General features: G+C 35.5%; 23 protein-coding genes. 16 read left to right on the top strand and 7 right to left on the bottom strand.

Translation table 11 applies throughout. The features are described from left to right. Positions 1 to 184: 184 nt before the first annotated feature. The 5 genes from B3D94_RS20405 to B3D94_RS20385 all read left to right on the top strand — a co-directional run bounded on the left by B3D94_RS20405 (position 185) and on the right by B3D94_RS20385 (position 1,798). Positions 185 to 460, top strand: a complete 276-nt coding sequence (locus B3D94_RS20405) for a helix-turn-helix domain-containing protein (RefSeq protein ID WP_171364974.1) — start codon at positions 185 to 187, stop codon at positions 458 to 460. Further along, entirely contained in the window at positions 448 to 714 is a 267-nt protein-coding gene (locus B3D94_RS20400; RefSeq protein ID WP_291759952.1) for a hypothetical protein, read from the top strand. The genes B3D94_RS20405 and B3D94_RS20400 overlap by 13 nt, the downstream gene beginning before the upstream one ends. A gap of 282 nt (positions 715 to 996) precedes the next feature. After that, on the top strand, positions 997 to 1,206 hold the full coding sequence (locus B3D94_RS20395) for a hypothetical protein (RefSeq protein WP_291759949.1): 210 nt from the start codon (positions 997 to 999) through the stop codon (positions 1,204 to 1,206). Then, positions 1,203 to 1,433 (top strand): YqaI family protein, encoded by a 231-nt coding sequence (locus B3D94_RS20390; protein ID WP_291759946.1) that lies wholly within the window; start codon positions 1,203 to 1,205, stop codon positions 1,431 to 1,433. The genes B3D94_RS20395 and B3D94_RS20390 overlap by 4 nt, the downstream gene beginning before the upstream one ends. Before the next feature lie 68 nt (positions 1,434 to 1,501). Continuing rightward, complete coding sequence (locus B3D94_RS20385; RefSeq protein ID WP_291759943.1) at positions 1,502 to 1,798, top strand: hypothetical protein; 297 nt, start codon at positions 1,502 to 1,504, stop codon at positions 1,796 to 1,798. A gap of 896 nt (positions 1,799 to 2,694) precedes the next feature. Here B3D94_RS20385 and B3D94_RS20380 read toward each other — a convergent pair. The 5 genes from B3D94_RS20380 to B3D94_RS20360 all read right to left on the bottom strand — a co-directional run bounded on the left by B3D94_RS20380 (position 2,695) and on the right by B3D94_RS20360 (position 7,827). Further along, a complete protein-coding gene (locus B3D94_RS20380; protein WP_069481560.1) occupies positions 2,695 to 2,961 on the bottom strand; it encodes a gamma-type small acid-soluble spore protein in 267 nt (88 codons plus the stop codon). Between the two features lie 358 nt (positions 2,962 to 3,319). Further along, on the bottom strand, positions 3,320 to 4,177 hold the full coding sequence (locus B3D94_RS20375) for a manganese catalase family protein (RefSeq protein WP_069481559.1): 858 nt from the start codon (positions 4,175 to 4,177) through the stop codon (positions 3,320 to 3,322). 34 nt (positions 4,178 to 4,211) lie between these two features. Next, entirely contained in the window at positions 4,212 to 4,721 is a 510-nt protein-coding gene (locus B3D94_RS20370; RefSeq protein ID WP_069481558.1) for a DUF3231 family protein, read from the bottom strand. A 1,176-nt stretch (positions 4,722 to 5,897) separates the two neighbouring features. Beyond that, positions 5,898 to 7,124, bottom strand: coding sequence for an MFS transporter (locus B3D94_RS20365; protein WP_291759940.1), 1,227 nt, complete (start codon positions 7,122 to 7,124; stop codon positions 5,898 to 5,900). 73 nt (positions 7,125 to 7,197) lie between these two features. Next, complete coding sequence (locus B3D94_RS20360; RefSeq protein WP_291759938.1) at positions 7,198 to 7,827, bottom strand: LysE family translocator; 630 nt, start codon at positions 7,825 to 7,827, stop codon at positions 7,198 to 7,200. Positions 7,828 to 8,850: 1,023 nt separating this feature from the next. Between B3D94_RS20360 and B3D94_RS20355 the strand changes: the two genes are divergently transcribed. Both B3D94_RS20355 and B3D94_RS20350 read left to right on the top strand, forming a co-directional pair. After that, positions 8,851 to 8,949, top strand: a complete 99-nt coding sequence (locus B3D94_RS20355) for a hypothetical protein (RefSeq protein WP_291759936.1) — start codon at positions 8,851 to 8,853, stop codon at positions 8,947 to 8,949. A gap of 265 nt (positions 8,950 to 9,214) precedes the next feature. Continuing rightward, positions 9,215 to 10,435, top strand: a complete 1,221-nt coding sequence (locus B3D94_RS20350) for a stalk domain-containing protein (protein WP_291759935.1) — start codon at positions 9,215 to 9,217, stop codon at positions 10,433 to 10,435. Between the two features lie 386 nt (positions 10,436 to 10,821). Here the strand turns inward: B3D94_RS20350 and B3D94_RS20345 are convergent, their stop codons facing one another. Continuing rightward, a complete protein-coding gene (locus B3D94_RS20345; RefSeq protein WP_193833692.1) occupies positions 10,822 to 10,983 on the bottom strand; it encodes an SHOCT domain-containing protein in 162 nt (53 codons plus the stop codon). 227 nt (positions 10,984 to 11,210) lie between these two features. Further along, positions 11,211 to 11,597, bottom strand: a complete 387-nt coding sequence (locus B3D94_RS20340) for a hypothetical protein (protein ID WP_291759932.1) — start codon at positions 11,595 to 11,597, stop codon at positions 11,211 to 11,213. A gap of 181 nt (positions 11,598 to 11,778) precedes the next feature. Between B3D94_RS20340 and B3D94_RS23105 the strand changes: the two genes are divergently transcribed. The 9 genes from B3D94_RS23105 (at position 11,779) to acnA (ending at position 19,352) form a co-directional block, all read left to right on the top strand. Next, positions 11,779 to 11,997: a hypothetical protein gene (locus B3D94_RS23105; protein ID WP_414674005.1), complete on the top strand. Its 219-nt coding sequence runs from the start codon at positions 11,779 to 11,781 to the stop codon at positions 11,995 to 11,997. Between the two features lie 60 nt (positions 11,998 to 12,057). Then, positions 12,058 to 12,465, top strand: coding sequence for an STAS/SEC14 domain-containing protein (locus B3D94_RS20330; RefSeq protein WP_175423121.1), 408 nt, complete (start codon positions 12,058 to 12,060; stop codon positions 12,463 to 12,465). A 179-nt stretch (positions 12,466 to 12,644) separates the two neighbouring features. After that, positions 12,645 to 12,773, top strand: coding sequence for a hypothetical protein (locus B3D94_RS20325; protein WP_291759929.1), 129 nt, complete (start codon positions 12,645 to 12,647; stop codon positions 12,771 to 12,773). Between the two features lie 133 nt (positions 12,774 to 12,906). Then, positions 12,907 to 13,164, top strand: a complete 258-nt coding sequence (locus B3D94_RS20320; protein ID WP_069481551.1) for a phage holin — start codon at positions 12,907 to 12,909, stop codon at positions 13,162 to 13,164. Further along, the gene (locus B3D94_RS20315; protein WP_414674004.1) at positions 13,164 to 13,880 is read left to right on the top strand and encodes a peptidoglycan recognition protein family protein; all 717 of its coding nucleotides are present in this window, start codon (positions 13,164 to 13,166) and stop codon (positions 13,878 to 13,880) included. The genes B3D94_RS20320 and B3D94_RS20315 overlap by 1 nt, the downstream gene beginning before the upstream one ends. A gap of 384 nt (positions 13,881 to 14,264) precedes the next feature. Then, positions 14,265 to 14,945: a hypothetical protein gene (locus B3D94_RS20310; protein WP_069481550.1), complete on the top strand. Its 681-nt coding sequence runs from the start codon at positions 14,265 to 14,267 to the stop codon at positions 14,943 to 14,945. 519 nt (positions 14,946 to 15,464) lie between these two features. Beyond that, complete coding sequence (locus B3D94_RS20305) at positions 15,465 to 15,689, top strand: transcriptional regulator (RefSeq protein WP_069483361.1); 225 nt, start codon at positions 15,465 to 15,467, stop codon at positions 15,687 to 15,689. Then, the gene (locus B3D94_RS20300; RefSeq protein ID WP_291759923.1) at positions 15,683 to 16,039 is read left to right on the top strand and encodes an aconitate hydratase; all 357 of its coding nucleotides are present in this window, start codon (positions 15,683 to 15,685) and stop codon (positions 16,037 to 16,039) included. The genes B3D94_RS20305 and B3D94_RS20300 overlap by 7 nt, the downstream gene beginning before the upstream one ends. Positions 16,040 to 16,646: 607 nt before the next feature. Further along, on the top strand, positions 16,647 to 19,352 hold the full coding sequence (acnA, locus tag B3D94_RS20295; RefSeq protein WP_291759920.1) for an aconitate hydratase AcnA: 2,706 nt from the start codon (positions 16,647 to 16,649) through the stop codon (positions 19,350 to 19,352). Positions 19,353 to 19,548 lie beyond the last annotated feature (196 nt).

Below are 19,548 nucleotides of genomic sequence, written 5' to 3'. Positions count from 1 at the left end.
TGAGGAAACAAGGTATTAGAAGAGGCCAGGGCAAATGGCCTCTTGATAAAACAAACTACCAATTTAGTAAAAATTCAAGAAGTAGGGGCAACTACCTCTCATCTCAATACTAAAGCTAACTTCATAAAGAAACTATGCAACGGCTGCATAGTATGCACAATACGCATAAAAAGGATGGATAAATATGGACTTTGACATTGGGACATTAATAAAAAAGTGTCGTAAGAAAGCCAAGCTTTCACAAGAGGCTTTTGCAGATTTGATGCACACGACACAATCAACGATTAGTCGTATAGAACAAAATTTAATTGCTTGTGAGGCTAAATTCTTAGCCAGAGCAGCAGCAGTCACAAATTCACAAGATGTTGTTGTAGCTACATTGTTTAGTACTGATGCAGCACTTCAATTTTTACAAACAGTACCTATGTTCATGGGAGGAGTGTTTTTATGGATATTGTAGAAAAATTAAAGCTGAAAATAGCTATGTTAGAGGCTTGTAATGAGGATTTATTAGTGGCTATTGGCGTTCATAACGAGCGGGGGGAATATCATCTTTCAGCAGAGTGCATGAGAAAAATCAAGAAAGCAACATATGAAATTGAGAGATTAAAAGCGCATATACTGGATCAACAAAATTTCCTTTGGGTTATTAATGATTTACAAGAAAGAGGGCTACTTAGTGAGGTGATTAAAAAGTATGCGTATCAAGCCTAGAGCGTGGCGACACATGACGTTAAAGCAGAGGTTAATTTATGTACATTTCTTTTGTGATAAGAAGTTGTTGGAGAAATTAATTCACAATAAAAAAGCTGTTTAATCATTGCGGGATTAAACAGCCAATAAACTATGGAATATAGAAGCATTATAGCATGAAAATTGAACGTTTGCGAGTGTTATCTCGCTCTCGTCAAGCAGCTTACAGTACCGTCTCCCTACGGTATAGCTTTGCCACTGTGAGTTGCTTGATGGGACACCATCAGAAAGAAGGTGGGAATCTTGAGTATTGATCAATTCAATCCAAAGATGCGAGAGGTACGTATAGAAACAGAAGTGTTTGAGGAACGATTTGCTGAGTATGACATCATCAGTGAGTTTACCGGGATCATACTTACATTAGTAGCAATTGAGGACAATGTACGCTACACAAGCTTTGTCACAAAATCATATGCAGAAGTTTTACGTAAACAAAAGGAGGCGATAGCGTGAAACAACTTATTGAAGTCGAGAATCCGATGGTGTTAGGAACAATTGAAGCTGTAAATAGTGTACCTACATTTCGATATATAGAGACAGATTTCCGTGATATCTATGGTAGTCTAATAGTTTTCAATGATGATTATATGGAGTTTTCAAATGGGGATATCGTTCATCTAGATAACATCCATACGTATTTAGAGGATCACTATAATGCCAAATTTTTCACAAAAAAATAAACCACTTGGCAGAGTGGCTTACAAAACAAATATTAGAGCAATTATAGCGGACTATAGGAGGAATTTCAATGAGTAGCTTAGCAGAACAATTTAATAATCCAATTCCTTTCCAACAACCACAAGGGGTACTAGCACAAGTTAGTTCCTCCTGTGAGATGGCAGAAGTCAAAGGACAAATCTTTATGGCGAAACAGTTTCCTGAAAACGTATTCCAGGGTGAGCAACGTGTATTAGACACTTGTAAACGTCCGGCACTAGCACAGGTTGCCATGTATCAATATCCTCGTGGTGGACAACGTGTAACAGGCCCGTCTATTCGATTAGCTGAAGCAATTGCACAAAAGCCAGAATTACCACTCGAATGAGGCAAATCATAACGTACCACACAAAGTCTTTCTGCCTGCTTGGATATTTCAACAGGAGAAGGATAACGATGAAATGAAATCAGGTGCTTGGTACTGGATTACACGTGTAGATACCCAAACTATAGGGTGATGGAGATTAGTGATAATTTCGAGTTTGTGATAGATTAGAAGAGGTTTTATAGAAAATATGGTTAAGTAAAATCATTTTTGTTTTCTGGGCTTATCAAAGTAAATGGACATAACAGAAAGTCCCATAACAATGAATGCTATCGCAACATAATTATTTGGAATAATTGAATTGTAATCGAGGGAACCTGTTAATCTCCCCATTCTACTTGAAAGAACAAGGGCACCTATAACAAATAGCATATTTCAATTATAGAATAACGTATTTTCAATGCGTATATGCTCCTAGAAAAAAGAGCTGTACTATGTATTAGTTGAAACAAAATGTTCAGTAGTAAGATGAGGAGATTGGCAAAAAAGAAAAGAACGCACAAATGGGCGCTCTTCAAAAATATTTTTTACTGCACAGATACTGTCACAGTCGTGTCTGCGTATCCAGTTGCTTTAAACGTCCATATCCATGTTCCAACAAGTTGAGATGTGATCTTTTGGAGTTCAATTTTCTTTACGTTTATAAAACAGTCCAAGATAGGTGTTTATCATTCTAAAACAAAAAGCTAAAGAGTGTGAAGTCTCTGCAGCTCCTTAAGTATGGTGCACTACGCGATCTTATTTTGGTTGTTTATTTAACATTTATACTTATTATTTCATTGGTAAAGGGTTAACAATCTTCGGATAGTAAAAAGTGAAATAGATTTTTGAAGATAGTTTCTTACTTAAAAACGAATGAAACAAAAACCGGCAGAGGCTGCCGGTTGTGGATTTTAAAATTACTTTGTATTGTTTTCGTTTGAAAAACGACCAGAAGCAAATTTTTTGTTAGCTTCAGCTTGCTGAATTTGCTGTCTGATTTCATTAACATCAGTCTCATTTCCAAATTCTTGGCTCATCGAGTTCGTTGAACCAGAAGCTTGTTTTTTGTTAGCTTCAGCTTTTTGGATTTGTTGTTTAATTTGATTAACATCAGTTTCGTTTCCAAATTCTTGGCTCATTGCATTCGGAATTTGTGAGTTAAAGTTTTGATTGTTGTTCACCATTGAAAATCACCTCCTGAAAATAGTTTGTACAGAAGGTGAGTTAGTATCCGTATTTTTGTATATTAAAAAAATATTATGGTGGTATATATGGGCACTAACCTAATAAGAAAGTTTCTCTTTAGGTTAGCACTAAAATATATATGTTTAGTACATTAGCCTAATAGTGAACTATTAAGGAAAGAAACAAAAAAGAGTCACTGAGCTGGTAGTGACTCTAAGTAATTAGGAGGCCGTGACGGTCAACCAACGCCACAGCAAGTGTGTGCGAAACACTTTTATTAGTATGTGTAGAATATTAGTATTCATACATTGAAAAGAGCTGCAACGTCGTCGCACGCTACAGCTTAAAATGTGTTAATTAATTTCTCATATCTTTAAGGCCAGGGCTGTGTTCGTTTGGCATCTCTGGCATAGCTGGTACAGCGAATCCTTCAGGCGGTGGAGTCACATTTAGTTCTCCACCATTTCTACTAGGAGTTTGTCCTTGGAAGATTTCACCGATACGAGTTGGATCTAATCTAAAGTTAAACTGAGCATTATGATAGCCCATTTCAACGAACTTCCTACATTCAGGATATTTGTTGATATCGTAGTTCGGTACCGGGAATAGTTTTCCCCAATCTACTCCTAAAGTTTCCAATGCTTTGGCAAAAGCGTTTTGGTGAGCATTGTCACGAACTATTAGAAAAGCAAGCGTTTCCCTAAATGTCTGATTAGAACTCATTTCATATATACGTGTTTTTTGAAGTACACCAGTTGACTCAAGCACTAAATTATCTAATAAATCTGCGATGAGATTTCCGTGAGCATACACCCAAGAGCCATTCCAAGGGTTACCTGCAGCGTCGACAGGTAAAGATGATTGTGCTCCCACAATATAATGGTGTGGGTTAGCATGTCTAACGGCCTCGTCTAAAGGAGCTTGGTCCATACCGTTATTACCTGGGGCAGAAGATTCTCCAGAATCATTTAGTAATTGGTTAATGGTGTTTTGTACAAGTTCTACGTGAGCAATCTCTTCTAAGAAAACGCCACGAAGTAAGTCACGATATTGTGTTTCTTTGCCCCTGAAATTAGAGCTTTGGAAAAAATATTGCATCATGGTTCTCATTTCACCGTAATGACCACCTAATATTTCTTGCATGACACGTGCTGCTTGTGGATCCGGTTTGTCAGGTTTAATGATGTTAATTAATTCTTCTTTGTAATAATACATTTACATTCCTCGATTCGGGGAAATAGAGTCAATTTTATTTTTCTGGATAATTAACATGTAATGGTGGTGGAACTAACCATCCTTTATTTTTGTTAAGTCGCAGTAATTTGCCCCCGATTAGAGCTTTTGAGGCATGGAATTGACCATACATTAACGCGATATCTTCGCGAGTAGAAGTCCCCATTGCTTGGCTACACGCAACTAATCCTGCAGCTAGGTCTACGGAAAGAGCAGCACTTATTTCGGGATCATTAAATTTAGCACCAGCAGGAATATCCTCCATTCTAGCTACAGGTCGTTCAGGTGACGCAGGGGGTAAAGCGATTCCATTTGTTTTAAGGATTTTTTCTAATTGTTTTATTTCATCTCTACAAAGTTCAATGATATCTTCAATTATTTTTTTTAAATCCTCATCACCAGCGTGATTATAAAATGTTTGATAGCCTGAAATCATACCATAGTCAGCAATTAAGCTAGACCAAACAGCAAATACCTCACCGTAATGTAACGGTTCATCTTTTGGATTTCCACCAAGAATACCCATACTTACACATCCTTTTCTTTTTTATGGCTAAAGCATGGTTAGTATGGGTGAAATAATAATTACCATTCACTTTTAAAAAAAGTATTTAAGGTCGAGTTTAATAAAATAAAATTAAAAAGGACCACCTTCTATTCAGAAAGTGATCAAGTAACTAAGTGAATGTTAGGAGTAACAATACCTAGGATTATATTATGTATCCAAAAATGACTATGATAGGCGTTTACTTTGAAAAAAGCCAGAGCGAGTGAAATCTCTGCAGCTCCTTTACTTTGGCTTTTTAAGTTTTTATACATCTGATTTATATTGGTATAGATTTAAAAGTATAGATCTTCCCAATAAAGTATAAACGAGCAGAGGAAATTGCTATTGAGTTTACTCCTGTAGAATTAGAAAGAAATGAAGAAAAGAGCAAAAGGGAGAACAACAACAACCAAATTAAAAACACAATCTTCAGGTTGTGGTACATAAAAAAGCTGTTACTTCCCTTATAGCTTTATGATCGCAAGACATCACACAAAATTCATCATGTAATAAACTTTTTAAACATAAAAAACCGTTAGCAGACGCTACATGCTCTTTGAAATATGGCTTTGTCATTAGCATTACAACTTAGTAGGGCAAACCTATGTTAACAGGGAAATTAAGGTTACGAAATAGGGTTTACTTCATTGGATGTAGAATTATCGTTGGAAGATTGAAACCATTGAGGAAACACGCCAGCTAGTAGCGAAGATTGTGATAACCATAGTTACATTGGGGCGAAAACAGCTATGTATTTGTCATTGAAACAATATTGCCAAAGCTAGTAGAGGCACGAATAATCCAGTGTATATAGAAGCCAATGTCGTGTATATTTGTTAAACTATTGAATGAAGGATTACGAGTAAATAATTGCAGAGGTGCAAAAGCGTATTCCATTGGAACTTAGAGATAGAGAGTGTGAGATCCTTCATAGACTACTAAATGGAAATAGTATGCGCTCTATTGCATGAAATTATCTCGTACAACACTATTTAGGGTCAGAAACAATATATTGAAACAAATGAAGAAGTAGCCGAGAGGCTACTTCTTTCAGCGAAATTTTCATTATTATTTTTAGTATGAGATCAGGATAAAACTAAGTGCTTTCAAAAAGATCTTCAGTCTCAAAAGCTGTCAGGGTCCTTATTTTTTATGCTATTTCATTGTTTTTTCAATATCTTCTACTTTGATAAACTTCAAAACAACAAACAGGAGAATGAAGCCCAATACACCTGCCGTAATATAACTGGCATTGAGATAGTTTTTCATGACAAGTGACATAATAGGAGGGCCGGCTGCAACGCCTATAAATCGTGCGGAGCTGTAAAAAGAGGAAACTGTTCCTCTAAGCTCTTTTATAATATTGTCAGTAATAATTGTGTCAAGTGCAGGCAATAATGCACCGATAGCAATCCCCACTATACTCGTTACAACTAATAAAAAAATCAGTTTTTTGCTTGTAAACCCAACGAAGACAATACTGACAGACATTGCAATTAAAGAGGCAATAATTATTTTTTTAATCCTTCCCAGGTTTCCTTTAATTTTTCGACCGGATATAAATGAAGCTATACAAAGTAATAAAAGCGGGATGGCCAGGACAAACCCCTTTTTTATACCTTTTATATCATGAACTTTTTCGAGGTTTTCTGACAAGAAAAATAGCATACTAAATAATATGAGCATCACAAGGATCCCGTTAAGGAATACGGTATACAACCATTTTCCTTCTTCCTTGAAAACTTTTTTTGTATTACGTAAAAACTCTTTGAGCTTCAATGGTTTATCATCATCTTTTGGGGCTTTAACGAAGAAAAAAATAAGGACAATCGAAATCAGACTAAGCGCTGAAATGGAAAAGAAGGGCAGAAACCACAAAAAAGCGGCAAATAATGATCCTAAAATGGGACTTAACACTTTCCCAAACGTGTTAGATGTTTCAATTATCCCTAATGTAGAACTTATTTTTTCGTCATCATCTTGATAAAGATCACCTACAAGAGGCAATACGATCGGCATGGCACCAGCGGCCCCTATTCCCTGAATAATTCTTCCAGCGATAATTATTGTGTACGGGTCATCCATTTTCCATGAAGCAAATCCAGCAATCAGACCACCAATTAAAGCTAAAATTAAGCTCGGTAATATTACTATTTTTCTGCCTAAGCGATCCGATAAATAGCCAGCTACTGGGATAAGAAAAATGGCTGCGACTGAATAACTTGTTATGATCATGCTAGACTGAAATGATGTGATCCCCACCTTATCTTCCAGTATAGGGAGCACAGGAATAAGCATCGAATTTCCCAGTGTCATGATGAGTGGAATAGAAGTCAAACTTACAATACACCAGACACTGACATTTACCCTCTCTTTGTCCATTACCACACCTCGACTAAAATTCTTTTAAAGGTATGGTTTCCTTTCGGGTACATTTTATTCGCTGTTGTTGAGTTTATTGGAATAACACTTGGTAAGCCTGCTCGCCAAAGTAGATTCCGAAACCAATCATTAATATGGCTGAGATAAAAGAGACCGTTTTCAAAAGCTGTGTGGATAATAATTTTCGAGCGACACTGGATAAAAAGGCATAAATAAAATCAACTAAAATAATGCCAATCAAAATGGCGATACTTACCAAAATGATTTCATACCCTGTAGAGATACCAGCTGTTTTTGCAAGTATGGAGCCGTATATTCCCAGCCAGAAAAGGATGGTTAGTGGATTCAAAAAAGACATGAAAAATCCAGTCATGAGGGATTGTCTCAGTCGTGTTCTTTTACCGGTTTTCGAATCCATCTCAATTTTATGTAGTGACAGTAAATTTTCGATACCGGTGTACAAAAGAACAAAACAGCCGAAAGACCAAAGTATTGTTTTTAACCAGATGGAATTAATAAATTGGCCAATCCCAAAGTATACGATAAACATATATATAATGTCGGTCGCTATGGCACCCAAACTAAAAAACCATGCATGAAAAAAGCCATTTTTTAAACCTGTATTTAATAGGACAGTCTTAACAGGTCCTATTGTTGCAGCCATTGATATTCCTAAAAAGATAAAGGTAAATAAAGAATTCATAAAATAGCCTCCAATTATCAAATGTACTTGCATTTTATTCCAAAGTAATAACTTTTAGGACAATTTAAAAGGACAATTCTAATAGGAGGATTTGTTTTTAGAGGTATTTTGTGTTAGCTTTTTTCATAAAATCACCCATTGATTATCATACGATTAAAAAAGTTTATTGGAACAATTTTCTACAAATTCACTCTCAAAGCCACACCAAACTCAGTCCTCTCAACTCATCGTGTTTTGGCTGTTCGATGCAGTTTTCAAAGCAAATTAAAAAGCCCCATCGCATTTATGAAGACCTCTAACCCAATCAATGCGCCTTTAAGCTGATAGTTTGCTAGATTTTAATGTATTCCTCTGATATTTGGTAAAAGTGTGACGGGCGGCTTAACCACACGTGCCAGATATTTATTTACAACGGGTGTTGATAAATGCATAACAGTCTCTACCAACTCAAAATGGCCTTTTTGATAAGCTCCAAAATGTGAACCAACATGAGGAAAGCGACTTACTTCATAAACAGCACGGTACATACAACTTAGCATCAGAATGCGCGGGCGGATTAAAAAGGCCGAACATGCTATCAGACGTTTAGAAATACAGTTACAGGATAACAAAATTATTATTCTGATTTAATTGAAGATACGCACTATTAGGGCTTGCTACTGAGAAGGATGATGATGCAAATGGTGTTTTCTCCTCGTACCACTCTTTTTCAAAGGAAAGGAATAGTGTTTGGGAAAAAGGAGAAGGTAAAAGAAGAAAATTGTTACTTTCAAATTTCGAGCGTATAATTCAAAGCAGCCAGTAGCGAAAGGCTGATAACAACAGCTAGATTGGAGCTAAAACAGCTATGTATGGCCTTGAAGCAACATTACCAAAAGCAAGTGGTGGAACTAGTGATCCAGTGTTCACAGAAGCACAACGTCGTGTACATTCGCTGAATTAAAGGAATATGAGCAAAAGATAGCAGAGGTATCAAATCGTATTTCGTTAGTGCGAGGAGAGCTACAGGACTCTTATGACGCAATGGGCTCAGATCAGTTACTAGGGAACATGCTGACAATCGGTGAAATTGCGAATGCGGCAGCCGAAGCTCAAGAAGCGAATGGCTATGAAGCAGCTTGAGGACGGCGATGTTGAAGCTAATATAATGTACTGGTGGGACAAAAAATGCGTCGTCTCCCGTCTGAGTACATGTCACTATCAATGACTGATAAAGCATGTGTCATCACGTCACTACAAGTCAAAATTGCAGATGACAAAAAGCAAGAACACGAAGTGAAACATGGATCTAGAAAAGGTAAGAAACGATAAAAATTAGATAATTATGCTAGATAGCTATAGAGTAATCTCTTCTTATTATGTATATTTGTGTATAAGGAGGGGTATTATGAAAAAAATTTTAATACTTGTATTCACTGTAGTTATAACACTGAGTATATCTACTACAGCTTTCGCAATCGACGTATTTTACCAAAATGAAAAAGTGGTAATGGACGTGCAACCAAAAGTTATTAATGGTAGTACATTAGTTCCGATACGTGCTATTAATACTGCTTTAAAAGGCGAAACAAAATGGAATCAAGCCAAACAACAGGTGGAAATTGTAAAAGGTGGTCATAAAATAATTTTAGAAATCGGGAAAAATAGTGCATTAGTTGATGCTAAGGTTGTAAACTTAATCGCGCCTGCACAAGTAATATCCAATCGTACTTATGTGCCTTTACGCTTTATATCTGAATATTTAGGGCACGATGTTATATGGGATAGTGCCACCCAGCGCATTTTAATTGATACAGATATAGCTATAATTGACAAACAAGCAAACGTTTCAACTCAGTTTGATACTATCATAGATATAAATAGTATTGATTTTGGAAAAATTTATGAAGTTAATGGAACAGGAAAATATTCTGATTATAAAAAGTTAATTGGCTATCCATATGAAAATCATTATTCTATTTACTATACTGGAAACTCTTCTTCTTACAGTGTCACCTATGAAGATTTAAAGCCTAAAGATTTGAAAGAGAAAATCAGTTGGATATACGATGGGGAAACTTATACTCATACAAGAAGTCAACTATATAGTTTTTTCTCAGATATTACTTCTCTAGAGCGTTTATTGGGGCAGAATGACGGTATAATAAATCAAAATTGGTTAGCAAAAACATTCGGTGAAACATACCGGGATTGGTTAACCCAAGGTATGTATTCACAAGAAGCCACTAGAATAGTTGATAGATATCTAGAAGTTAAAGAAGGTATTAATATTCTGGATAGAGATCCATTTAATGATATAGATTTAGAAAACATAGAACCCAATGAATGGATTTCATTGAAAGAGTTTCATATGAATTCAGAGGGAATAAATTTCTCTGCACATGCTAAACGAGTAGGGGATCAAACCGTTTTAATAATGGCTTTCTCAAAAACTAGCACTCTTACTGGCACTGTTGAAAAAGTAATATACGAAGTTCCAGATATGCCCATAGATTATCTGGATAATGAAAAAGATGTTGAAAATACTTTTAATGGAATACGATTTAAAATTTATAATGGAGATACTTACATTAACCGTGAAGATTTAAAAAATAAAGGCATTTTATAATTTGTAACTCAAGAACACCAAAACAGTGATTTTATGGTGTTCTTTTTATTATGCCAAAAGGGGGTGAGATCATGTCAACAATTCACACTGCGATACAAATTGAAGATCGCTTGAGTCAACCTATTAGGGCTATGCACAATGTCAATTCTAGCTGCCACTGGCATGAGACGGGGCGAAGCAGGTGGTTTAAGATGGTCAGATATCGATTTTAACAGGACATGTTTATGTCATGTTCTGTTACTAGAATGTTCAATTAGTTTTTAAAGCACCTTTATCTTTAATATCTCTCACAACTTACCCAGCTTCTCAAATACTTTTGATAATTTTACTAAATATTTGTAAATGAAATTTAGTATTAATTATTATTTTCCACATGGCATCCTGAGCTAGCCTAAAATTTTTTTCTTTTCTTCTAAAAATTCTTCTTCAGTTAAAATCCCTTTATCTCGTAAATTCGCAATTTTTTCTAAATCACTATATGGATCGGCTGAGGCAGATAATTTCTTTTTATCATTAGTCATACGAGGGTTATCTTTGCTATCTTGCATTTGTTTTTGCACAATGGAATGTGAAGCTAGATAGGTCAACATATGGCTTTATAGCAACAAGCATTAAGCGTATTAAGGATAACATTGTAAAACAGATAATGGAGTGATGTGTGCATTATAGGAATTTATTGCCACATTCCAAGGATTGTGGCAATAAGCAATAAATAAGGATTTCTTAACCTCGCTAATTAATATCAATTCTAATCATAGTTTTTACTGTTTCGTCTTCAAATACCTGTTTTATATTTATAAATATTTTTTTCTTTTTCAAAAATAGAAGTATTCTGTTCATATTTTTTGAGATTAGATAACTTTTCAAGCTCTTGTATCAACATATCCTCTAAATCTATGGACTCTTTCATGTTTTCTTGGGTTTGTTTAATCTCCTTAACAAGTAGTCTAACTAATTTTTGTCCATTCGATTTCACAAGATATGTACGTATATAACCATCTTCATATCTGGTTTCGAGTTTAGGTTTGATATTTTTCTCGTTTTCGTCTTCGTCTTTATGTAAATTTTTAATTCCAAATAAATCTAAGAGACTTTCACTTTTTATATTTTTAGTTACCTCTGCTTTCAAATAATTTAGTGTATTACTGGTTTGAATTTTCATTAATAACTCTCCTTAAATACAAAATACTTTAAATCAAACACTTTAGTTAAATTTGGATAAGGTTTAATTTGGTATTTTTTATACTTTATTATAACCGTTAAAGTTAATAAATGGAGGTTTTTGAAAATTCGTTCAGTACTATTAACATCAGTTTACTAGTGCACAAAAATAAGTATCATTAATGACTTTGTATGCAAACGATGTTATGAGCATCGCAGGAAATGCTTATGATTCTGACAAAGACCAATCTGAACGGCAAATTGCTTTCATGTTTAAGTGGGTGACTGCTGAACAATTAAGAATTGCAGTGAAAACGGAGGCCAATCCGTTTGGTGAGATTACCCCTGAACAATATAAGGCTATAACAAAACAAGATTTCGAGACGCAGGCAGAAGCTTAGCGTTATTTTTATTGTCTAAACATTAGATGGTGAGTATTTGATTTTCTTGAGCTTTAACGGATAATAGAAACTAAGGGAGATGATTCAAAGTTGATAGAAAAAAGCATCAACACCGAAGTTTTTGGAGATATAATAGTTACTCACCTAATAGGTCACATAAAAATTGAAGATGTTGATGATTGGTTTAATGGTTTTGAAAAGGTGTGTCAGCAATTTATTTCTGAAGGTCGAAAGTACAAATTGTTGGTTGATAGAAAAGGCTATATTCCAGACCATTTTTCTGTACAGAAAGAATGGAAAGATAAGTTTTTTAATAGTACCATTCTAAAACACAGCAAAGCAATTGCGTTTCTCCTTGAAGAAGGAGAGATAATGAACCACTTAAAGCAATCCAACACAAAAGAGTCTGTTGAATTTTTCGATAATTACGGACTAGCTTTCAAATGGTTGGTCGAGTATTCAATATAAGAGTCATTATATAATTGATGAATGATTTAACAACAGTAATGCGCCTTCCACTATCAATCAGTGGAGGGCTTTTATTATGAGTTATGGGAGCAATCGAGATGGGGCAAAGGTACACTGTACTGAATCTCGATTCGCCTCATGTCTTTTTATTTTAAAGGACGAAGGAGAGGGAATAGGGCATGAGTCAAGAAACAACCTTTCAACAAGCTGTTACTGTAGCTGACCATGAAAGAAGATTGCAGGAACTAGAAAAAGACGTATCAACGATTAAGCCTATTGTGTACAACACAGCTTCAAGTGTTAAATAAATCGAAAAATCTGTTGAAAAAATGGAACAGAACAGTGATAAAATCAAAGGCTATTTTTTAGCTGCTGCAATTAGTGGTGTCGTTGGAGTTTTATTTATAGCATTACAAAATTCAATTTTTGGAGGATGAATTCATGAAAATTAACTGGAAAGTACGTTTAAAACACAAACCATTCTTAGTGGGCGCATTTGCTTTACTATTACTATTAGTGCAACAAATCGGGGCGCTATTCGGCTACGATACAACAATTTATAATGAGCGAGTTACAGAGTTATTTAACACTGTACTCGCTTTTTTAGTTCTAGTTGGTGTCTTCGTTGAACCAACGACTAGTGGGACGTCAGATAGTGAACAGGTGTTAACATATCACAAACCGAAGGATGATGAATAATGGCTTATACATTCAAACAATGCTTTTTACCTTCAAACAAGTATTCAATTAAGGCACCTTTCATCATGACACCAAAATTCATTACAGTACACAATACAGCCAATGACAAACCTGCTGCTAATGAAATTTCGTACATGATTAGCAATAATAATCAGGTTTCTTATCATATTGCTGTAGACGATAAAGAGGTCATTCAAGCAATTCCTTTCAACCGTAACGCTTGGCATTGTGGGGACGGTGGAGGTAGTACCGACCCTAACGCTTTAAAGAAAGGTAATCGCCTTTCAATAGGTATTGAAATTTGTTACAGCAAAAGTGGTGGTGTACGTTATGGAGTAGCAGAGGAAAATGCTGTTCAATACATTGCAGTGCTTTTAAAACAGTTCGGTTGGGGTATTGACCGAGTGAAAAAGCACCAAGACTGGAACGGTAAATATTGCCCTCACCGAATCTTAAGTGAAGATCGTTGGGGTAGATTCTTAAAACGAATTGAAGAAGCAATGAAACCAAAAGATTCTGAGAAACCAACAGAAAAGGATGATGACGCAATGAAATTTACAAACGAGACAACTAAAGCTGCAGTACATGATTACATTCAACAAGCAGTCGATAAAAAGTTGATAGATAAATCTTGGTTGGAGAAGTTCGATAAAGGAACTATGACAAGTGGTGATTTTGAAGGATTGAAGATTATCATTGCACAACGTAGCGCTTAGCAGCAGAAGCCTGTTACCTTAATTGGTAATGGGCTTTTTTATTTAAATATGTAAAATATGTGAACAGGGATTAAATGATTTTTAATCACAAAATATATATTTAAACCACTTTATTCATATTTTTTACAAATATCATTACTATTATAGTATAAGAAATGTGAAGTGCGCCAAAAAAAAATACATTGAGTGGCGTGATTTGGCGTGAATTAAAGAAAAATGGTTAATAAATGGCGGTGTAACGCCAAAAAAATGGCGTGAACTCACTGTTGAAATTGTATTATCCTGGATGGTAAGTTAATAAATGACTTCGAGGGAAAGTTAAGCTGCTATAGCAAAAAAAATATATTTTATATTAAAATTAATTCAAATATGGGAGAGATATTAATGTTTTATAAAAAATTTGTAGCTGCAACTGCTTTGACTGCAGCAATAGTTAGTGTTACCACTGCCCCTGCTTTTGCAGAAGAAATGATAAATACAGATAAAGAAAATTTAGTATACGATGCTAATATGAATTTAACATCAGAAGAAATTTATGATAGATTTGAACAAATAAACTCTACATATGAATTATATGAACCATTCTCTATGGAAGATACTGAATTTGTTCAAAACTATGCTAATAATAAAGTTGAGCAAACTAGTCAAACAGGTGATATACAACCTTTTGGGATGGGTATGTTTGAAAGCTCATATACAGAGAAGTTTGATAAAACTGGCGGATTTGGTAAAATTAAATTTTCGGGAGCTATTACTTCTAATATCAATCTATTAAGCCATAGCTATGGTGGAAGAATAACTGTTAATTTCAATTCTGGACATGATACCTCTAAAGCTGAACTTTCGGTAACTAATTCTGCTTATGGAGTTGTTGGAGGTAATGGATTTGGGGTTGTTTATGATGGTTCAATAGATAGTACAAAAACAAAGGATTTTTCTAAGGCTTTTACTCTTAATGAAATGAAAGATTATGGTGCAGTAGGCGTTGTATATACATATACTAATGCTAAAATACGCATTACAACAACGTCTGGTTCAACTTATTCAGTACGAGCATTCGAATAGGAATAAGAGGGGATGATTAAAGTTAGTGGGAAAAGATCGAATACAATGAGTGTATTCTTAGAATTAATAAGAATCATTTTTATTTGTATAGTTTTTGGTTTTCTTATTTGGGGAGTAGTAAAGTCCATTTATTCAACTTTACAAATAAATATTGGTAATGATAATGGCTGGTTGCCAGGGATAGCAGTATACATTATACTGTTCGTTCTATATCGTAATAAATTACAATTCTCAGGATTTTATGAAGGTCCCAATCAAAAAAAACTATCAAAAAAATTAACTTTAACTTTAATTTCTTCTTCAATATTACTATTAATAATACCAACCATCATAAAATAATCAAGTTCCAACATTGTTGATATTATCGAATTTATTTTAACAAAACTCTCATACCCAAAAGGACCAGGCGCTCAATTGAGTACCTTGTCTTTTTTATTCCCACAAATTAATACTTGTCAAAATACAAACGTTTGTTCTAAAATAATGCAAACAAATGTTCCTGTTGAGAGGTGTGGAATGATGAGGGAACAACTAATTAAAGCAATGCAACGGAACCAATTATTAAATATGATGTACATAGCTAAGGACAGCAACGTGTCAAAAAGGCGTATCAAGATTATTAAAATTGTTGGTGATTCGTTTCAGGCGTATTGTTTTACAAGGCAAGCCAAGCGCACATTTATGATTGATAATGTATTAGCAGTTGTTCCAATCAGCCACAAGGATCGTTCGGTTGTATGCTGAAACCTGAACAACGGAAACTTTTTCATAAATTTTTAATTCTAGAAATGGCAGTACAATCATTGCAACGTGATTTACCAGTAATAGAAAATTTAAAACTGAGTAAAATTTATTTGCCAATCCTCGAAAGGTTACTAAAAGACATAACCCTAGATTATTACGATTCAAAGAGGTGGTTGGCAAAATACAAAATTAGGTTAGTAAAGGTAGAAAAGATAGACGAGTATTTTAGTGATGTGCATATAGCTACAGCAGGAAATGACGTAGTGCTTCGCTATGCTAATATGGCACTAAAAACCCAGATAGAAAAATTATTAATCAGTCACCAAAATAAAGACCAGGCGCTCGAATGAGTACCTGGTTATTTTTCTATTTTAATACAGAATCATTTATCAAAACATTAAATTCGTCAACTTTACTTTCGTCTGAAAATAGAAGTGTTGAATTAATAAAGAATTTCTTCTTAAGGTATTTACTCCCTTGGGACTTATTTGTAATAATAAAATTGTATCGATATTGTAGATTGTTGTCAGTACATAAAAAATGCCACGGGATGTGGCAAAGAAATAATATTAATTTTAAGCCGTTAAATTTTTTCTTCTATTATAAAATAGTACCTGTCCAAACTTTTTTACATTTTAGTTTTACTAACTGGGCACCTTTTTTTAAAAAACCTAGAGTACCCCAATTTGTACCCCACATCGTACCCCAGTTAAATACATTTAAATACACTTAGTTACATAGGTATAGAAACCCTTATAAAAACAAACCCTTTTTATTATGCACATCAAAAAATTAAAAACATCAGGATAGAAACTAAGGTCATAAGTTATGCTTATCAAAAAAGATAATATTAATGTAATTTACTTATGAATATAAATGCGTTATCATGGGTATTGGAGAAAAGATGCTACACTTTTTAAAGCCTTTTCAAAAAGATATATTTAGGGGGATCCGCAAATGGCACAAGGTAATTTACACAACAGCCGTGCATCATTCGAAGTGAATGGTAAAACTTACAATTACTATGACTTAGCTGCGATTGAAAAAGCTGGCGTTGCAAAAGTTTCAAACCTTCCTTACTCAATTAAAGTATTATTAGAATCTGTTTTACGTCAATATGATGCATATGTAATTAAAGAAGAGCACGTAAACGAATTAGCAAAATGGGGCAATGGTGCTGATCCAGAAGCAGAAGTTCCATTCAAACCTTCTCGCGTTGTATTACAAGACTTTACTGGTGTACCAGTAGTTGTTGACCTTGCATCTCTTCGTTCAGCAATGAAGGAAATGGGCGGCGACCCAAGCAAAATCAACCCTGCTATTCCAGTTGACCTTGTAATTGACCACTCAGTACAAGTTGACAAATACGGTAATGCATCTGCATTACAAGCAAACATGGACCTAGAGTTTGAACGTAACGCTGAGCGTTATAACTTCTTAAAATGGGCTCAAACTGCTTACAATAACTTCCGTGCTGTACCACCAGCAACAGGTATCGTTCACCAAGTAAACTTAGAGTACTTAGCTCCAGTTGTACACGTAAACGAAAATGCTGACGGCACATTCGAAACATTCCCAGATTCAGTAGTAGGTACTGACTCTCATACAACAATGATCAACGGTATTGGCGTTCTTGGATGGGGCGTAGGTGGTATCGAAGCTGAAGCAGGTATGCTTGGTCAACCTTCATACTTCCCAATTCCAGAAGTTATCGGTGTTAAATTAGTTGGCGACCTTCCAAACGGAACTACTGCTACTGACTTAGCATTAAAAGTAACACAAGTATTACGTCAACGTGGCGTAGTTGGTAAATTCGTTGAGTTCTTCGGACCTGGCGTATCTAAATTACCACTAGCTGACCGTGCGACAATCTCTAACATGGCTCCTGAATATGGTGCTACATGTGGTTACTTCGCAATTGACGAAGAATCATTAAACTACATGCGTTTAACTGGTCGTGACGAAGAGCACATCGCGGTTGTAGAATCTTACTTAAAGTCTAACCACATGTTCTTCGATCCAACTTTAGAGCCAGTTTACACTGACGTACTAGAAGTAAACTTAGCTGAAATCGAACCAAACCTTTCTGGTCCAAAACGTCCACAAGACTTAATTCCACTATCTCAAATGCGTTCTCGTTACAAAGAAGCAGTAGTGGCACCACAAGGTACACAAGGTTTCGGTTTAACAGAAGATGAATTTGCAAAAACAACTGTAGCAAAATTCGCTGAAGGCGATGTAGAAATTCCAACAGGTGCTGTTGCAATCGCTGCGATCACTTCTTGTACAAATACATCTAACCCATACGTATTAATTGCTGCGGGCTTAGTAGCGAAAAAAGCTGTAGAAAAAGGTCTAACAGTACCTAAATGGGTTAAAACTTCTTTAGCACCAGGTTCTAAAGTTGTAACTGGTTACCTTGAAGATTCAGGTTTACAAACTTACCTTGACCAAATCGGTTTCAACACTGTAGGTTACGGTTGTACAACATGTATCGGTAACTCAGGTCCATTATTACCTGAAATCGAAGATGCAATTAAAGAAAATGACTTATTTGTAACATCAGTTCTTTCTGGTAACCGTAACTTCGAAGGTCGTGTACACCCACTTGTAAAAGCTAACTACTTAGCTTCTCCACCACTTGTTGTTGCTTATGCACTTGCTGGTACAGTGGATGTTGACCTACAAAAAGATTCATTCGGTAAAGACAAAGATGGCAACGAAGTATTCTTCGCTGATATCTGGCCTTCAACTGAAGAAGTTAACGCAGTATTAGGTACTGTAGTTAACCGTGAATTATTCCAAAAAGAATACGAAACTGTATTCACAGCGAACGAAAAATGGAATGCAATTGAAACATCAACTGAGTCTCTATACACATTTGATGACAAATCAACTTACATCCAAAACCCACCATTCTTCCAAGGTCTTGCAAAAGAGCCAGAAGCTATTAAAGGCTTAGACGGCTTACGCATTATGGCGAAGTTCGGTGACTCAATCACAACTGACCATATTTCTCCAGCTGGTGCGATCGGTAAAGATACACCTGCAGGTAAATATTTAATTGAAAACGGTGTTGCAATCCGTGACTTCAACTCTTATGGTTCTCGTCGTGGTAACCACGAAGTAATGATGCGTGGTACATTTGCAAACATCCGTATCCGTAACCAAGTTGCTCCTGGTACAGAAGGTGGATTCACTACTTACTGGCCAACAGGCGAAGTAGAGTACATCTATGACGCATGTATGAAATACCAAGAGCAAGGTACTGGCTTAGTCGTACTTGCTGGTAACGACTACGGTATGGGTTCTTCTCGTGACTGGGCTGCGAAAGGAACATTCCTACTTGGCGTGAAAACTGTTATCGCACAATCTTACGAGCGTATCCACCGTTCTAACTTAGTAATGATGGGTGTTCTTCCACTACAATTCATGCCAGGTGAATCTGCTGAAACATTAGGCTTAACTGGTAAAGAAGAAATCTCTGTAAACATTACTGATAACGTGAAACCACGTGAAATCTTAACAGTAACTGCTAAATCTGAAGACGGCACAGTTAAAACTTTCCAAGCTTTAGCTCGTTTCGACTCAGAAGTAGAAGTAGACTACTACCGTCATGGTGGTATCCTACAAATGGTTCTACGCGCAAAAGCTGCTGAATAATCATAACATTCACAAGCCGATCTCTTAAGAGGTCGGCTTTTTTTGTTTGGTCTTGAAATCCTTATAAAGTGATGAAGATAAAAGGAATTTGATGGATAGAGAGGCAAAAGTGACGAATAAAGCGCTAAATGTGACAGAGAGAAAAAACAAGAAGCTTGAAAATTTCCAAATACATAGCATTTTCCCAAATGTTTAT

Source organism: Lysinibacillus sp. UBA5990, from assembly GCF_002429815.1.
GTDB classification, from domain to species: Bacteria; Bacillota; Bacilli; order Bacillales_A; family Planococcaceae; genus Lysinibacillus; species Lysinibacillus fusiformis.
This window is presented reverse-complemented; position numbering and strand designations above follow the sequence as displayed.

Excerpts from the sequence above, each read along its gene's own strand:
- B3D94_RS20405 (WP_171364974.1), top strand. The coding sequence starts at position 185 with ATGGACTTTGACATTGGGACATTAATAAAAAAGTGTCGTAAGAAAGCC.
- B3D94_RS20400 (WP_291759952.1), top strand. The coding sequence starts at position 448 with ATGGATATTGTAGAAAAATTAAAGCTGAAAATAGCTATGTTAGAGGCT.
- B3D94_RS20385 (WP_291759943.1), top strand. The coding sequence starts at position 1,502 with ATGAGTAGCTTAGCAGAACAATTTAATAATCCAATTCCTTTCCAACAA.
- B3D94_RS20380 (WP_069481560.1), bottom strand. The coding sequence starts at position 2,961 with ATGGTGAACAACAATCAAAACTTTAACTCACAAATTCCGAATGCAATG.
- B3D94_RS20375 (WP_069481559.1), bottom strand. The coding sequence starts at position 4,177 with ATGTATTATTACAAAGAAGAATTAATTAACATCATTAAACCTGACAAA.
- B3D94_RS20370 (WP_069481558.1), bottom strand. The coding sequence starts at position 4,721 with ATGGGTATTCTTGGTGGAAATCCAAAAGATGAACCGTTACATTACGGT.
- B3D94_RS20365 (WP_291759940.1), bottom strand. The coding sequence starts at position 7,124 with ATGGACAAAGAGAGGGTAAATGTCAGTGTCTGGTGTATTGTAAGTTTG.
- B3D94_RS20360 (WP_291759938.1), bottom strand. The coding sequence starts at position 7,827 with ATGAATTCTTTATTTACCTTTATCTTTTTAGGAATATCAATGGCTGCA.
- B3D94_RS20355 (WP_291759936.1), top strand. The coding sequence starts at position 8,851 with ATGGGCTCAGATCAGTTACTAGGGAACATGCTGACAATCGGTGAAATT.
- B3D94_RS20350 (WP_291759935.1), top strand. The coding sequence starts at position 9,215 with ATGAAAAAAATTTTAATACTTGTATTCACTGTAGTTATAACACTGAGT.
- B3D94_RS20345 (WP_193833692.1), bottom strand. The coding sequence starts at position 10,983 with ATGCAAGATAGCAAAGATAACCCTCGTATGACTAATGATAAAAAGAAA.
- B3D94_RS20340 (WP_291759932.1), bottom strand. The coding sequence starts at position 11,597 with ATGAAAATTCAAACCAGTAATACACTAAATTATTTGAAAGCAGAGGTA.
- B3D94_RS23105 (WP_414674005.1), top strand. The coding sequence starts at position 11,779 with ATGACTTTGTATGCAAACGATGTTATGAGCATCGCAGGAAATGCTTAT.
- B3D94_RS20325 (WP_291759929.1), top strand. The coding sequence starts at position 12,645 with ATGAGTCAAGAAACAACCTTTCAACAAGCTGTTACTGTAGCTGACCAT.
- B3D94_RS20320 (WP_069481551.1), top strand. The coding sequence starts at position 12,907 with ATGAAAATTAACTGGAAAGTACGTTTAAAACACAAACCATTCTTAGTG.
- B3D94_RS20315 (WP_414674004.1), top strand. The coding sequence starts at position 13,164 with ATGGCTTATACATTCAAACAATGCTTTTTACCTTCAAACAAGTATTCA.
- B3D94_RS20310 (WP_069481550.1), top strand. The coding sequence starts at position 14,265 with ATGTTTTATAAAAAATTTGTAGCTGCAACTGCTTTGACTGCAGCAATA.
- B3D94_RS20305 (WP_069483361.1), top strand. The coding sequence starts at position 15,465 with ATGAGGGAACAACTAATTAAAGCAATGCAACGGAACCAATTATTAAAT.
- B3D94_RS20300 (WP_291759923.1), top strand. The coding sequence starts at position 15,683 with ATGCTGAAACCTGAACAACGGAAACTTTTTCATAAATTTTTAATTCTA.
- acnA (WP_291759920.1), top strand. The coding sequence starts at position 16,647 with ATGGCACAAGGTAATTTACACAACAGCCGTGCATCATTCGAAGTGAAT.